At 65.1% G+C, this 13,881-nt stretch carries 12 protein-coding genes and 5 tRNA genes; 13 read left to right on the forward strand and 4 right to left on the reverse strand.

Translation table 11 applies throughout. The features are described 5' to 3' along the window. The first annotated feature begins 170 nt into the window (after positions 1–170). From V6X73_RS04430 to V6X73_RS04445, 4 genes are all read left to right on the forward strand, one after another. A complete protein-coding gene (locus tag V6X73_RS04430; protein WP_367958809.1) occupies positions 171–443 on the forward strand; it encodes an HU family DNA-binding protein in 273 nt (90 codons plus the stop codon). Positions 444–456: 13 nt separating this feature from the next. Continuing rightward, a tRNA-Val gene (locus V6X73_RS04435) sits at positions 457–532 on the forward strand. A gap of 10 nt (positions 533–542) precedes the next feature. After that, positions 543–619, forward strand: a tRNA-Asp gene (locus V6X73_RS04440). A gap of 61 nt (positions 620–680) precedes the next feature. Next, a complete protein-coding gene (locus tag V6X73_RS04445) occupies positions 681–2,597 on the forward strand; it encodes a SurA N-terminal domain-containing protein (protein ID WP_367958808.1) in 1,917 nt (638 codons plus the stop codon). A 15-nt stretch (positions 2,598–2,612) separates the two neighbouring features. Here the strand turns inward: V6X73_RS04445 and V6X73_RS04450 are convergent, their stop codons facing one another. Continuing rightward, positions 2,613–3,410 carry an enoyl-ACP reductase FabI gene (locus tag V6X73_RS04450; protein ID WP_367958807.1) on the reverse strand — a complete coding sequence of 266 codons (798 nt, stop codon included), beginning with the start codon at positions 3,408–3,410 and terminating at the stop codon, positions 2,613–2,615. Positions 3,411–3,512: 102 nt separating this feature from the next. Between V6X73_RS04450 and V6X73_RS04455 the strand changes: the two genes are divergently transcribed. The 6 genes from V6X73_RS04455 to V6X73_RS04480 are packed head-to-tail and all read left to right on the forward strand — an operon-like array spanning position 3,513 to position 11,131. Continuing rightward, positions 3,513–5,333 carry an extracellular solute-binding protein gene (locus V6X73_RS04455; protein ID WP_367958806.1) on the forward strand — a complete coding sequence of 607 codons (1,821 nt, stop codon included), beginning with the start codon at positions 3,513–3,515 and terminating at the stop codon, positions 5,331–5,333. A gap of 23 nt (positions 5,334–5,356) precedes the next feature. Beyond that, positions 5,357–6,427 carry a microcin C ABC transporter permease YejB gene (locus V6X73_RS04460; RefSeq protein WP_367981285.1) on the forward strand — a complete coding sequence of 357 codons (1,071 nt, stop codon included), beginning with the start codon at positions 5,357–5,359 and terminating at the stop codon, positions 6,425–6,427. Positions 6,428–6,430: 3 nt separating this feature from the next. Continuing rightward, positions 6,431–7,471, forward strand: coding sequence for an ABC transporter permease (locus tag V6X73_RS04465; protein WP_456154523.1), 1,041 nt, complete (start codon positions 6,431–6,433; stop codon positions 7,469–7,471). Further along, positions 7,468–9,063, forward strand: coding sequence for an ABC transporter ATP-binding protein (locus V6X73_RS04470; protein ID WP_367958804.1), 1,596 nt, complete (start codon positions 7,468–7,470; stop codon positions 9,061–9,063). The genes V6X73_RS04465 and V6X73_RS04470 overlap by 4 nt, the downstream gene beginning before the upstream one ends. Positions 9,064–9,092: 29 nt before the next feature. Next, on the forward strand, positions 9,093–10,547 hold the full coding sequence (gene der / locus V6X73_RS04475; RefSeq protein ID WP_367958803.1) for a ribosome biogenesis GTPase Der: 1,455 nt from the start codon (positions 9,093–9,095) through the stop codon (positions 10,545–10,547). 5 nt (positions 10,548–10,552) lie between these two features. Beyond that, on the forward strand, positions 10,553–11,131 hold the full coding sequence (locus tag V6X73_RS04480; RefSeq protein WP_367958802.1) for a hypothetical protein: 579 nt from the start codon (positions 10,553–10,555) through the stop codon (positions 11,129–11,131). Positions 11,132–11,145: 14 nt separating this feature from the next. Here V6X73_RS04480 and V6X73_RS04485 read toward each other — a convergent pair. Together V6X73_RS04485 and V6X73_RS04490 are read right to left on the reverse strand one after the other, a co-directional pair. After that, positions 11,146–11,222, reverse strand: a tRNA-Arg gene (locus V6X73_RS04485). A 23-nt stretch (positions 11,223–11,245) separates the two neighbouring features. Next, a tRNA-Ala gene (locus V6X73_RS04490) sits at positions 11,246–11,321 on the reverse strand. A 103-nt stretch (positions 11,322–11,424) separates the two neighbouring features. Here V6X73_RS04490 and V6X73_RS04495 point away from each other — a divergent pair. Beyond that, positions 11,425–11,577 (forward strand): entericidin A/B family lipoprotein, encoded by a 153-nt coding sequence (locus tag V6X73_RS04495; protein ID WP_367958801.1) that lies wholly within the window; start codon positions 11,425–11,427, stop codon positions 11,575–11,577. Positions 11,578–11,597: 20 nt separating this feature from the next. Here V6X73_RS04495 and V6X73_RS04500 read toward each other — a convergent pair. After that, positions 11,598–11,684 (reverse strand) — tRNA-Leu (locus tag V6X73_RS04500). A 28-nt stretch (positions 11,685–11,712) separates the two neighbouring features. Between V6X73_RS04500 and queA the strand changes: the two genes are divergently transcribed. Further along, positions 11,713–12,762: a tRNA preQ1(34) S-adenosylmethionine ribosyltransferase-isomerase QueA gene (gene queA / locus V6X73_RS04505; protein ID WP_367958800.1), complete on the forward strand. Its 1,050-nt coding sequence runs from the start codon at positions 11,713–11,715 to the stop codon at positions 12,760–12,762. Positions 12,763–12,764: 2 nt separating this feature from the next. Beyond that, positions 12,765–13,868 carry a tRNA guanosine(34) transglycosylase Tgt gene (gene tgt / locus V6X73_RS04510; protein ID WP_367959002.1) on the forward strand — a complete coding sequence of 368 codons (1,104 nt, stop codon included), beginning with the start codon at positions 12,765–12,767 and terminating at the stop codon, positions 13,866–13,868. The last annotated feature ends 13 nt before the right edge of the window (positions 13,869–13,881 follow it).

Below are 13,881 nucleotides of genomic sequence, written 5' to 3' on the forward strand. Positions count from 1 at the left end.
GCCGCAGAGCCGTTGCTATACCGGGGTTGTGCATGATGTGTCGCAGAGAGCGCGCGTAAGCGGGGCACCTGAACGGCCACTTCATGTCAGCCTGTTGTCTCAAGAACAGTGCACAGTGAATTCGTCGGGAACGACGTCAATCGTAATAAACATTTAAGGGGATTCGATCCATGAACAAGTCTGAGCTTATCGACGCTGTCGCCGAGGCCGCGGGCCTGTCCAAAGCCGATGCCACCAAGGCCGTTGACGCTTTCGCGTCAACCGTCACCGGCGCGCTGAAAAAGGGTGACCAGGTCACACTGGTCGGCTTTGGCACTTTCACTGTCCGCGAGCGGGCTGCTCGCACCGGCCGCAACCCGCGCACCGGCGCCACCATCAACATCGCCGCGTCGAAAGTGCCGGGCTTCAAGGCTGGCAAGGCGCTCAAGGATGCAGTAAACTAAGCGCCGCTTTCCCGGGTGGTTAGCTCAGTTGGGAGAGCGTCGCCCTTACAAGGCGAATGTCGGGGGTTCGAGCCCCTCACCACCCACCAAAAAGAATACGGAGCGGTAGTTCAGCTGGTTAGAATGCCGGCCTGTCACGCCGGAGGTCGCGGGTTCAAATCCCGTCCGCTCCGCCACATCATCCCATCATCAGGAAGGCGCCAATTGGCGCCTTTTTGATTTTACGGAAAACCAATCATGCTCCAATCGATACGTGATCGCATGGGAATCGGACTGGCCATCTCGGTGCTGGTCCTGCTGGTGGTGCCCTTTGTGATCTCCAGCCTCTACGGTTATGTCAGCGGTGGCGGAGGGCCGCAGACCGTGGCCGAGGTAAACGGCGAGGAGATCAGCCGGTCGCAGCTCGATCAGGCCTTCCAACAGCGGCAGGCCGAGCTGCGGCGGATGCTGGGTGATCAGTTCGATCCGGCGCTCTTTGACAATGATCAGCTCCGCCGCGAGACCCTGCAGCAGTTGATCGACCGGCAGGTGCTGCTTGGCTATGTCCGGGCAAATGGTCTGCGGGTGAGTGACAAGGATGTGGCCGACGCCGTGCGAAGCCAGGAGATCTTCCAGGTCGATGGCGCGTTTTCGGCCGATCGCTATCGGCGGGTGCTCCAGCAAAACGGGCTGACCCCCGAGCGCTACGAGGGGCAGTTGCGCCGGGATCTGGCCCTGTCGCTGCTGCAGCGAAGCCTGCGGGCCAGCAGCTTTACCCCCGACCCGGCACTCGACCGGGTCATTGCCCTGCAACGGCAGCGGCGTGAGCTGCGTTGGGTAACCCTATCGCTCGATCGCTACCGCGACCGCGTCAGCGTGACCGAAGCCGATCTCGAGGCACACTACGAGGCCAATCCCGATCGCTACCGACAGCCCGAGCAGGTCCAGCTGCGCTATGTGGCTCTGGATCCCGCGGTATTGGCCGAGTCTATTTCCGTCGACGAGCAAGCCATCAATGATCGCTATGCCGAGCGTCAGGCGCAGGTGCAGGCCGAGTCATCCAGGGCAATCCGCCATGTCCTGGTGGCGGTGGATGCCGAGGCCGATGCCGCTGCGGTAGAAGCTGCCCGGGAGGCGGCGATGGCCGCCCGAGAGCGCATTCTTGCCGGCGAGTCGTTTGCGCAGGTGGCCGAGGCGGTCTCGGATGACACCGGATCGGCCGCCAATGGTGGCAGTCTGGGTGTGCTCGAGCGGACAGACGTGGTGGATGGCTTTGCGGAGGCGGCATGGGCACTTGATCCGGGTGAGATCAGCGAGCCGGTACGGACCCAGTTCGGGTTTCACATCATCGAGGTCACCGACATCCAGGCCGCGGAACTGGCGCCGCTGGCCGAGCGGCGCGACAGCATCCGCGATGAGATTGCCCGAGAGCGGGCCGAGCGCCAGGTCTTTGAGCTTGGCAACGAGCTTGAGACGCTCGCCTTCGAGAACCCGCAGCGACTGACGCCCGCCGCCGAGGCGCTGGGCGTTGAGGTCAAGCAAAGCGGCTGGATACCCCGCGAGGGCACCGAAGAAGGGATCGGCGCCCAGTCCGCCGTGCTCGAGGCCGCTTTCAGCGAAGGGGTCCTGGAGCGCCGAGAGAACAGCGATCTGCTCGAGCTCTCGCAGGGCCGCTATGCAGTGATCCGGGTCGAGGACTACAAGCCGGCCGCGCTGCAGCCTCTCGAGCAGGTGCGTGATTCGGTGCGCGCGGCGGTGGTTGAGGAAAAGGCCGAGGCCCAAGCGCGGGCGGACGCCCAGCGCATCCGCGAGGCGTTGTCGGCGGGTCGGTCCATGCAGGCCGCCGCCGATGAAGTCGAAGCGGCATCCGTCAACGGACCACGCTGGAGTCGGCGCAACGACCGCGAGTTACCGGCCGGTGTGCGTGAGGCGGGGTTCCGGCTGGCGGCGGATGCCGCCGGCCAGGGGGTATCGCGGATGGCTCGGACCGTCGACGGCTGGGCGGTGGTGACCGTCGAAGCGGTGGAAAACGGTGACCCGCAGTCACTCAGCGCCGAGCAGCGCGAGCAACTGCGTCGCTCACTCAACGATCTGGACGGGCAGGTGAGCATGCGGGCGGTCCGCGCCGCGCTGCGCGAAGCCGCCGAGGTGCGGGTCTACGAAGACAACATCTGACCCGCTGCCGTGGGGTTATTGGCTGTCGAGCATGCTGCTCGACAGCGCCACAGCGTGGAATCCGCCATCGACGTGGACCACCTCGCCGGTAATCCCCGAGGCCAGCTCCGAGCAGAGGAAGGCGCTGGCGTTGCCGACCTCATCGATGTCGACGTTGCGGCGCATCGGCGCCGAGGCGGCGTTGTAGTCGAGCATCTTGCGAAAGTCACCAATGCCCGACGCCGCCAGCGTGCGGATGGGCCCAGCGGAGACGGCGTTGACGCGAATGCCCTCCGGGCCCAGGTCGTTGGCCATGTATCGCACCGATGCCTCCAGGCTCGCCTTGGCAGGGCCCATTACGTTGTAGTTGGGCAACGCCCGCTCGCCGCCCAGGTAGGTGAGTGTCAGCAGACTGGCGTTCCGCCCCTGCATCAGCGGGCGGGCGCCCCGGGCCAGCGCCAAAAAGCTGTAGGCACTGATGTCATGGGCCATGGCGTAGCCGCCCCGGGTGGTGTTATCAACGAATGAGCCTTCCAGCTCTTCCCGCGGGGCAAAGCCAACCGCATGGACCAAAATATCCAGATGCCCCCAGGTGGACTCGAGTTCTTTGAACACGGCCTCGATCTGGGCGTCATCGGTGACATCCAGTGGCATCACCGGCCCCCCGCCGCAGGCCTGCGAGCACTGTTCGACCCGGGCCTTGAGCTTTTCGGTCTGGTAGGTCAGCGCGATCTCGGCGCCCTGCTCGTGCATGGCCTTGGCCACACCCCAGGCGATCGAACGGTTGCTGGCGACGCCGACGACCAGCGCCTTGCGGTTGGTGAGAAAACCCATGGGAACCCCTTTGCCCCTGAAAGAATCACGAGTACGTTACTCAAAAGCGTTTCCATGGCCAAGCGGTCATGGCCGGATCGGTTTCGACAAGGGAGTCGGAGAATGGCAAACAACGGTCTCCGTGGGCTGCTCATGGCCCTGTTGGTGGCAACCATCGGCCCGGTCACGGTGGCGGCTGCCGCCGAACACGCGCTGACGCTGCATGGCAGCCCTAAATACGGACCCGATTTCGAGCATCTCGACTACGTCAACCCGGACGCCCCCAAGGGCGGAACGCTCAAGCTCGCCAACGTCTCGGCGGCCACCTTCGACAGCCTGCATCCGTTCATTCTGCGAGGAACGGCGGCCGAGGGCATCGGGCTTGTCTACGACACCCTCACCGAGGGGACGCTCGACGAGCCCTTTACCGAATACGGGCTGATTGCACGGGCCATCGAAGTGGCGCCCGATAACAGCCATGTCCGTTTCTATTTGCGCGAAGCGGCCCGGTTTCATGATGGTGAGCCGGTGACGGCCGACGATGTGGCCTGGACGTTCCGCCGGTTACGGGACGAAGGGCATCCGCAGTACCGGGCTTACTACCGCGACGTCGAACGGGTCGAGGTGGAGGGGCCGCGGCAGGTGGTCTTTCATTTTGCCACCCGCGACAACGCCGAGTTGCCGCTGATTCTCGGGCAGCTGCCGGTGTTGCCGGCGCATTACTGGGAGGGGCGCGATTTTGCCGCCACGACCCTGGAGCCGCCGCTGGGCAGCGGGCCGTATCGGGTCGTCGAAGTGGAGCAGGGCCGACGGGTGGTCTACGAGCGGGTCGAGGACTATTGGGCCGCGGATCTGCCCATCAAGCGGGGACGTCACAATGTCGATCGGATCAGCTACGACTACTATCGGGATGGCACGGTCGCTCTCCAGGCCCTGAAGGCCGGTGAATACCACCTGCGTCAGGAAAACGTCGCCCGAAACTGGGCAACGGCCTACGACACCCCCGCGGTCGAGGCGGGCGATCTGCGCCTTGCCGAGATTCCCCATGACCGCCCGGCGGGGATGCAGGGGTTCTTTTTCAACACCCGCCGCGAGATCTTCTCGGACCCGAAGGTGCGTGAGGCGCTCTCCTATGCCTTTGACTTCGAGTGGACCAACGAGAATCTGTTCTATGGGGCCTATCGCCGGACCCGCAGCTATTTCGAGAACTCCGAACTGGCCGCCACCGGATTGCCGAGCGAGGCCGAGCTGGCGGTGCTCGAGCCGTGGCGGGACCAGCTGCCGGCACGGGTGTTCAATGAAGCCTATCAGCCGCCCTCGACCGCCGAGACCAGTCGCCGGGCCAATCTCAGACGGGCACTGGCGCTGCTCAACGAGGCCGGCTGGCAGGTGGAGTCCGGGCAGCTGGTTCATTCGCAGAGCGGCCGACCAATGCGCTTTGAGATCCTGCTGGTCAGCCCGTCATTCGAGCGCGTGGTGCTGCCGTTCAAACGCAATCTCGAGCGTCTCGGGGCGGCGGTCAGCGTGCGCACCGTGGATCCGACCCAGTACCAGAACCGGATGGAGTCCTTCGACTTTGACATGACCGTTCACGTCGCACCGCAGTCGCTGTCGCCCGGTAATGAGCAGCGCGATTTCTGGAGTTGCGAGGCGGCCAGCGTCGAGGGCAGCCGGAATGTCGCCGGTGTCTGTGATCCGGTGGTTGAGGCGCTGGTCGAGGCGGTGATCGACGCCCCCGACCGGCAAGCGCTGATCCACCGGGTGCGCGCCCTCGACCGGGTGCTGCAGTTCGGGTTCTACGCCATTCCCAACTGGTACATCGACCGTTTTCGGGTGGCTTACTGGGACCGGTTCGGTCGTCCGGCGGAGAACCCGCCCTACGGGCTGGCCCTGGATACATGGTGGGTGGATGCCGACAAGGCCCGACGCATCGATAACCGCTAGCTAGCGATCACCCGGAGACTGACGTGTACGGCTACATCCTGCGCCGGCTGTTGCTGATGATCCCGACACTCATCGGCATCCTGCTGATCAACTTTGCCATCGTGCAGTTCGCACCGGGCGGGCCGGTCGAGCAGATCATGGCCCAGGTGCAGGGGACCGCCGAGTTCTCGACCAGTCGCTTCTCGGGGGTGGCGGCCGATGAGGTGGCCGGGGAGAGTCGCGGTGGCCGGGGGCTCGACCCGGCCTATGTCGCCGAGCTGGAGGCCCAATTCGGCTTTGACCGACCGGCCCACGAGCGGTTTCTCAAGATGCTTGGCGACTATGCGCGGCTCGATTTCGGCGAGAGCTTCTACCGTGACCAGACCGTGCTCGAGCTCATCGCCGACAAGCTGCCGGTGTCCGTTTCGCTGGGGTTATGGACGCTGCTTTTCACCTATCTGATCTCCATTCCGTTAGGGATCCGCAAGGCGGTTCGCGATGGCTCGGCATTCGATGTCTGGACCAGCGCGGTGGTGATCGTCGGCTACGCGATCCCCGGGTTTTTGTTTGCCATCCTGCTGATCGTGCTCTTTGCCGGGGGCAGTTATCTCGACTGGTTTCCGCTGCGGGGGCTGGTCTCGGACAACTGGGAATCCCTCACCTGGCCGATGCGCATCCTCGACTACCTCTGGCACCTGGTCCTTCCGGTGCTGGCGATGGTCATCGGCGGTTTTGCCGGGCTGACCATGCTGACCAAGAATTCCTTTCTAGAGGAGATCAACAAGCAATACGTGGTGACCGCCCGGGCCAAGGGCGTGAGCGAGCGACGGGTGCTCTACGGCCATGTCTTTCGCAACGCCATGCTCATTGTCATCGCCGGTTTTCCGGCCGCCTTCGTCGGGGTGCTATTCACCGGCGCGCTGCTCATCGAAGTCATCTTCTCGCTGGACGGGCTGGGGCTGCTGGGGTTTCAGTCGGTGGTCAACCGGGACTATCCGGTGGTATTCGGCAGTCTTTTCATCTTCACCCTGGTGGGACTCGTCCTCAATCTGCTCGGGGACTTGATGTATGTGCTTGTCGACCCTCGCATCGATTTCGAGACCCGCGAGGGCTAGGCCATGATGCGGCTCGACCCCATCAATCAACGACGCTGGGCTCAATTCAAGGCCAATCGGCGTGGCTGGTGGTCGCTGTGGATCTTTTTGGTGTTGTTTGTGGTGTCCCTTGGGGCGGAGTTCGTCGCCAATGAGCGTCCCCTGGTGGTGCACTACGACGGGGGCTGGTATTTCCCGGTGCTGGTGAGCTACCCCGAGACCACCTTTGGCGGCGACTTTCCCACCGAGGCGTCCTACCGCGACCCGTACGTGGCCGGGCTGATCGAGGAAAAGGGCTGGATGCTCTGGCCACCGATCCGCTATCACCACGCCACGATCAACTACGCGAGCGAGGCGGCGGCGCCGGCGCCGCCCTCGGCGGCGAACTGGCTGGGGACCGATGACCAGGCCCGGGACGTGCTGGCCCGGCTGATCTACGGGTTTCGCATTTCGGTGCTGTTTGGGCTTGCCCTGACGCTGGCGAGTTCGCTGATCGGTGTGGCCGTGGGTGCCCTGCAGGGTTACTTTGGTGGGCGGGTCGATCTTTTCGGGCAGCGCTTCATCGAGGTCTGGGCGGGCCTGCCGGTGTTGTATCTGCTCATCATCATGGCCGGTTTCGTGCAACCGAATTTCTGGTGGCTGCTGGGCATCATGCTGCTTTTCAGCTGGACGCAGCTGGTGGGGGTGGTGCGGGCGGAGTTTCTGCGGGTGCGCAATTTCGACTACGTCACGGCCGCCCGGGCGCTGGGTGTCTCGGATGGGGTGATCATCATCCGCCACGCCCTGCCCAATGCCATGGTGGCAACGGTGACCTTCATGCCGTTCATCCTCACCGGCTCGATCACCACATTGACCTCGCTGGATTTTCTGGGTTTTGGCCTGCCGCCGGGCTCGCCATCGCTGGGCGAGCTGCTGGCCCAGGGCAAGGCCAATCTGCAGGCGCCGTGGCTGGGGCTGACGGCGTTTTTCACCCTGGCGATCATGCTCTCGCTTTTGGTGTTCATCGGCGAAGCCGCCCGGGATGCATTCGATCCGCGCAAGCTTTTCACCGGGGGTGGACGGTGAGCGAGCCTTTGCTGTCGATCCGCGATCTCGAGGTGGCCTTTGACGGCGAAAACGGCCCGACCCGGGTGGTGGAGGGGGTGAGCCTGTCGCTGAATGCCGGCGAGACCCTGGCGCTGGTTGGCGAGAGTGGTTCCGGCAAATCGGTCACGGCGCTTTCCATCCCCCGGCTTCTGCCCTATCCCCAGGCGACCCATCCCGGCGGCAGCATCCGGCTCGAGGGTGAGGAGCTGATCCATGCCCCCGTGGCGCGGCTGCGGTCATTGCGCGGCGGCACCCTGGGGATGATCTTCCAGGAGCCGATGACCTCGCTCAATCCGTTGCATACGCTGGAAAAACAGATCGGTGAGACATTGCGGATCCATCAGGGCCTGTCCCCGGCCACGGCCCGCGAGCGGATTGTCGAGTTGCTCGAGATGGTACGGCTGCCCGAAGCCGCCGACCGGCTTGGTGCCTATCCCCACCAGCTCTCGGGCGGGCAGCGCCAGCGGGTGATGATCGCCATGGCGATCGCCAACAGCCCGCGGCTTTTGATTGCCGATGAGCCCACCACCGCACTGGATGTCACGATTCAGGCCGAAATCCTCGAGTTGCTCGCCGATCTGCGTCGCCGGCTGGGCATGGCCATGCTGTTCATCAGCCACGATCTCAACGTGGTCCAACGCATTGCCGATCGCGTCGCGGTGATGCAGTCCGGCCGGATTGTCGAGCAGGGCCGGGTTGAGGCGGTCTTCGCCCGCCCGACGCATGGCTATACCCGCATGCTGCTGGACGCCGAACCCGATGGGCGGCCAGCGCCCGTGGCGGATGGCCCGCCGCTTCTCGAAGTCCGCGATCTTCGAGTCGCGTTTCCCCGGCGTCGCGGGCCATTTGGCCGTGTGCGGTCGCATCTCATGGCCGTCGACGGTGTCGGGCTGGGGGTGCGCCCAGGAGAGACCCTGGGCGTGGTTGGTGAGAGCGGGTCGGGCAAAACGACCCTGGGCATGGCGTTGCTGCGGCTGCAACCGGCGAAGGGCCGAATCACCTTCGATGGGCAGGACCTCAGCCGTCTGGACAAGCGCCGGCTGCGCCCGCTGCGCCGCTCGATGCAGGTGGTCTTCCAGGATCCCTTCGGCAGCCTGAGTCCGCGTATGTCGGTCGGGCAGATCATTGCCGAGGGCCTGGCGGTCCACGAGCGCGCACTGGATGCCAACGGCCGCGAGGCGAGGGCCCGCGAGGCGCTGGTCGAGGTGGGCCTGGCGCCGGAGTTGCTGCGGCGGTTTCCCCACGAACTCTCCGGGGGTCAGCGCCAGCGGGTGGCCGTGGCCCGGGCGATCGTGCTCAAGCCCAGGCTGATCGTCCTCGATGAGCCGACCTCGGCGCTCGATCGGTCGGTGCAATCACAGCTGGTGGATCTGCTGCGCACGCTGCAGGCCCGCCATGGCCTTTCCTATATCTTCATCAGTCATGACCTCAAAGTGGTGCGGGCCATGAGTCACCGGGTGGTGGTGATGCAGGCCGGCCGGATCTGCGAGACTGGCTCGGCCGAGCGCATCTTTACCGATCCGGTCGAGCCCTATACCCGGCGGCTGCTGGCGGCATCCCTGCACGCCTGATCGCGCGCCGGCTTTGCTATCATTTGCCCATGGAGCAGCCTGTAATCGCCCTGGTGGGCCGGCCCAATGTGGGCAAATCGACCCTGTTCAATCGGCTCACGCGAACCCGGGACGCCCTGGTGGCGGACTTTCCGGGGCTCACGCGGGACCGCCAGTACGGCCTTGGCCGGGTGGGGCCGGTGCCCTATGTGGTGGTGGATACCGGCGGGCTGGGTGAGCCGGATGACCCCACTTACCACGACATGCAGGGCCAGGCGGTCCGTGCCCTGGACGAGGCCGATGCAGTCTTGTTTCTCGTCGATGCCCACGCCGGGGTGACGCCGGGGGATGAGGCGCTGACGCATCAGCTGCGACAGCGCGGCAAGCGTGTCTGGCTGGTGCTCAACAAAGTCGACGGTGTCGACCCGGATCTTGCCGGTGCCGAGTTCCATGCCCTGGGGCTGGATCGGCCCTGGCCCATTGCCGCGGTCCACGGGCGTGGCGTGCCCAGGCTCATGGAGGCGGTGCTCGACGATCTGGTCGGATCGCGGCACGAGGCCCACGAGCCGGCGACACCGGGCACCGACGACGATGGCCATACCGATGCGCCGATCTCCGAGACGCATGATTCGGCCAGGATACGGGTGGCATTGATCGGGCGCCCCAATGTCGGCAAATCCACCCTGGTCAACCGGCTGGTGGGCGAAGAGCGGGTCCTGGTCTATGACATGCCCGGCACCACCCGGGATGCGATTCGTGTGCCCTTCGAGCGGGATGGCCAGGCGTTCACCCTCATCGATACCGCCGGCGTGAGGCGTCGCAGCCGGGTTCGCGAGACCGTCGAGAAGTTCAGCGTGGTCAAGACCCTGCAGGCCATCGACGCGGCTGAGGTGGTGATCATGGTGCTCGATGCCCAGCAGGAAATCTCCGAGCAGGATGCGCATCTGATCGGTCACGCCGTCGACGCCGGCCGGGGGCTGGTGTTGGCGGTCAACAAGTGGGATGGGCTCGCCCCGGCCGATCGCGACCGCATTCGGCGCGAACTGGATCTCAAGCTGGCCTTTCTGGATTTCGCCCGGCCGCGGTTCATCTCGGCATTGCACGGCACCGGGGTGGGCCGGCTGCTCGACGAGGTCGCACAGGTCCACCGGGCGGCGCGCGCCGAGCTGCCGACGCCGGCACTCAATGCGGTGCTTGCCGATGCACTCGAAGCCCATCAGCCGCCACTCATCCGAGGTCGGCGCATCAAACTGCGCTATGCCCATCAGGGCGGGCGCAATCCGCCGATGATTGTCATTCATGGCAATCAGACCGCAGCGCTGCCCGCTGCCTACAAGCGCTATCTGGTCAATCGTTTCCGGCGGGCATTTTCGCTGCAGGGCACGCCCATCCGGCTCGATTTCAAAACCGGCGAGAATCCCTACGCGGGCCGACGCAATCGGCTGACACCGCGTCAGCAGCGCAAACGCGAACGCCTCATTCGCCGCAACCGTCGCAAGGCATAAGGACAATGACTGAGCAAAGCTTTCCGCGGGTTCATCAGATTCGGTTCGCCTACTCAGGACTCGAGGACCGGATGGCGATCATGCTGACCATGGCCTCCGGCGAGGGTCGGGTCGCCTGGCTCTCGCGCCGGGCGCTGACCGGGTTGATGCACCACATCAACACCGTCCTCAAAAAGAGTCATCCCGCCGGTGAGGGCCAGGAAGCCCACGATACGGTCATGGCGCTGGAGCACATCGGGGCCCGCTCACAGGTGGCCGCCCAGCGTGATCAGGAAAAAGCCGAGGCCGAGGAATCGTCGGTGGTGCAACCCGACAGCTGGGCGCATTACCTGGTCACCGAAGCGCGCGTCGAGGCCCAGGGCGAGGCGGGCGAAACCGTGGTGGTGGCATTGCTGGGGCAGCCGCTGCCGGGTGAGCCGGATCGTCGCTTTGAACCGGCGCCGGTGGCCGGTCTGGCCCTGACACGGCCCCACGCGCACGAGATTCTTCGTCTGATGCGGGCCAACGCCGAACAGGCCGAGTGGCAGCTGGAGTTGCCCATCGGCTGGATGGGGGGCAAGCCATCATCATCCGAGGCCGAGTGACCGATCCCTCGGTCTGGCGCCCCGGGCAGGAGTCGAACCTGCGACCTATCGCTTAGGAGGCGATTGCTCTATCCAGCTGAGCTACCGGGGCCCGGGATGGTGTCGGGGGAAAGATGGTGGAGCCGAGGGGAGTCGAACCCCTGACCTCTAGAGTGCGATTCTAGCGCTCTCCCAACTGAGCTACGGCCCCATCGCGTCAATTCTAAATCTTAACACTCCCGGATGATCCGGTGCCACAACGCCGCCCGGGCTTGATATAGTGCCTGTCGTTGCTGTTTTAGCGGAGAGCACCCATGGCCAGGTCCCACACTTTACGCGCCGGTACCGTTGTCCTGACCGTTTTGATCGGTCTGCTTCTGGCCGGTTGCAACACCATGGAAGGGCTGGGGAAGGATATCCAGGAAGCCGGCCGCGTGCTGGAGAATACCGCCGATCGCGACGACTGAGCTTCATTCTGGCTGATTGATGGTGCCGGGGGCGGGAGTCGAACCCGCACTCTCTTTCGAGAACCGGATTTTGAGTCCGGCGCGTCTACCAGTTTCGCCACCCCGGCAACGGATCTCAAAGTATAACAGGCCAAGATGAAAGTCAGCGATTTCCACTACGAATTGCCCGAGGCCCTGATCGCCTCGGAGCCACTGCCCAATCGCACCGACAGCCGGCTACTGGTGCTCGACCGCCTCAGCGGCGAATATCGGGACGAGCAGTTTCCGGCCATCAAAAGCTATCTGCGCCCCGGTGACCTGCTGGTGCTCAACGACACGCGGGTGTTGCCGGCGCGTTTGTACGGGCGAAAGCCAAGTGGCGGGGCGGTTGAGATCCTGCTCGAGCGCCTCGCCGGTGACACTCGGGCCATTGCCCAGATCCGGGCCAACAAACCGCCCCGAGCCGGGAGCCAAATCATCCTCGAGGGCGACATCCCGGTGACGGTGACGGGCCGGGAGGATGCGTTCTATCGCATCGAATTCCCGGCCCAACCGCCGCTGCCGCAACTGCTCGAGCGTCATGGTCACATGCCGCTGCCGCCGTACATCAAGCGGCCCGACAACGCCACCGATCGCGAGCGCTATCAGACGGTCTATGCCCAGAACCCCGGCGCCGTGGCGGCGCCGACCGCCGGGTTGCATTTCGACCAGCCCCTGCTGCAGGACCTGGCCGCCGCCGGCATCGAGACCACCACCCTGACGCTGCATGTCGGTGCCGGCACCTTCCAGCCGGTCCGGAGCGAGCGCATCGAGGACCATCACATGCACGCCGAGTGGATCTCGGTCCCGACCGCCGCCTGCGAGGCCATTGCCCGGACCCGTGACCGCGGCGGCCGGGTGGTGGCGGTGGGGACGACCGTGGTGCGCTCGCTCGAAGCGGCCGCCGCCGCCAACCATGGCGATCTGGCGCCCTTCGAGGGCGAGACAGAAATCTTTATCTACCCGGGCTTTGACTTTCGGGTGATCGATGGGCTGGTGACCAACTTTCATCTGCCCGGCTCGACGCTGGTCATGCTGGTCAGTGCGCTTGCCGGGCGTGAGTCGATCCTGGCGGCCTATCAGCATGCGGTGAGGGCAGGCTACCGGTTTTTCAGCTACGGCGATGCCATGTTCATCCTGCCCCATGCCGCGGAGCGATGGGCATGACGCTGCGGTTCGAGTCGTTGGCAGTGGATGGTTTGGCGCGTCGCGGGCGACTGCATTTCGACCGCGGCACGGTCGAGACACCCGCTTTCATGCCGGTGGGCACCTACGGCACCGTCAAGGGGATGACGCCCGAGGAAGTGCGCGACAGCGGCGCCGAGATCCTGCTGGGCAACACCTTCCATCTGATGCTGCGACCCGGCACCGAGATCATCGAGGCCCATGGTGATCTGCACGATTTCATGCAGTGGCCGGGGCCCATCTTGACCGACTCCGGCGGCTTTCAGGTCTTCAGCCTCGCCGATGGGCGTCGCATCAGCGAATCCGGGGTCGAGTTCCGCTCGCCGGTGGATGGTGCCCGGGTCTTCCTCGACCCCGAGCGCTCCATGGCTGTGCAGCGCGCCCTGGGATCGGACGTGGTGATGATCTTTGACGAATGCACCCCGTGGCCGGTGGACTGGCAGGGCGCCAGGCAGTCCATGGAGCGTTCGCTGCGCTGGGCGCAGCGCAGTCGCCAGGCCCACGGTGACAACCCCTCGGCGCTGTTCGGCATCGTCCAGGGCGGGATGTACGAGGACCTGCGGGCGGCGTCTCTGGCCGGGCTCGTGGATATCGGCTTTGACGGTTACGCCGTTGGCGGGCTGTCGGTGGGCGAGCCCCCGGAGGAGCGTTTGCGGGTGCTTGACGGGCTCGGCCCGCGGCTGCCCGAGCAAAAGCCGCGTTATCTCATGGGCGTGGGACGGCCCGAGGATCTGGTCGAGTGTGTCGCCCGCGGCATCGATATGTTCGACTGCGTGCTGCCCACCCGGAATGCCCGCAACGGATTTCTGTTTACCGACACCGGCACCCTGCGGCTGCGCAACGCCCGGTTTGCCCACGACACTCGGGCGGTCGAGCGCGACTGCGACTGCTATACCTGCAGGCACTACAGCCGCTCGTATCTGCGCCACCTTGATCGCTGCGGCGAGATGCTCGGCGCCCGGCTGAACACCATTCACAATCTGCGCTATTTTCAGCGTCTGATGGCCGATATACGCGGCGCGATCGACGCCGGATGTCTGGCGGATTTCACCAAGGCATTCCATGCCCGGCGAACGGGTGTGACATAATGCCGGCCTTTTG

This window comes from Spiribacter pallidus, from assembly GCF_040838495.1.
Taxonomy (GTDB): domain Bacteria; phylum Pseudomonadota; class Gammaproteobacteria; order Nitrococcales; family Nitrococcaceae; genus Spiribacter; species Spiribacter pallidus.

What these genes read in the sequence shown, in the direction of transcription:
- V6X73_RS04430 (WP_367958809.1), top strand. Translation starts at nt 171, where the DNA reads ATGAACAAGTCTGAGCTTATCGACGCTGTCGCCGAGGCCGCGGGCCTG.
- V6X73_RS04445 (WP_367958808.1), top strand. Translation starts at nt 681, where the DNA reads ATGCTCCAATCGATACGTGATCGCATGGGAATCGGACTGGCCATCTCG.
- V6X73_RS04450 (WP_367958807.1), bottom strand. Translation starts at nt 3,410, where the DNA reads ATGGGTTTTCTCACCAACCGCAAGGCGCTGGTCGTCGGCGTCGCCAGC.
- V6X73_RS04455 (WP_367958806.1), top strand. Translation starts at nt 3,513, where the DNA reads ATGGCAAACAACGGTCTCCGTGGGCTGCTCATGGCCCTGTTGGTGGCA.
- V6X73_RS04465 (WP_456154523.1), top strand. Translation starts at nt 6,431, where the DNA reads ATGATGCGGCTCGACCCCATCAATCAACGACGCTGGGCTCAATTCAAG.
- der (WP_367958803.1), top strand. Translation starts at nt 9,093, where the DNA reads ATGGAGCAGCCTGTAATCGCCCTGGTGGGCCGGCCCAATGTGGGCAAA.
- V6X73_RS04480 (WP_367958802.1), top strand. Translation starts at nt 10,553, where the DNA reads ATGACTGAGCAAAGCTTTCCGCGGGTTCATCAGATTCGGTTCGCCTAC.
- V6X73_RS04495 (WP_367958801.1), top strand. Translation starts at nt 11,425, where the DNA reads ATGGCCAGGTCCCACACTTTACGCGCCGGTACCGTTGTCCTGACCGTT.
- queA (WP_367958800.1), top strand. Translation starts at nt 11,713, where the DNA reads ATGAAAGTCAGCGATTTCCACTACGAATTGCCCGAGGCCCTGATCGCC.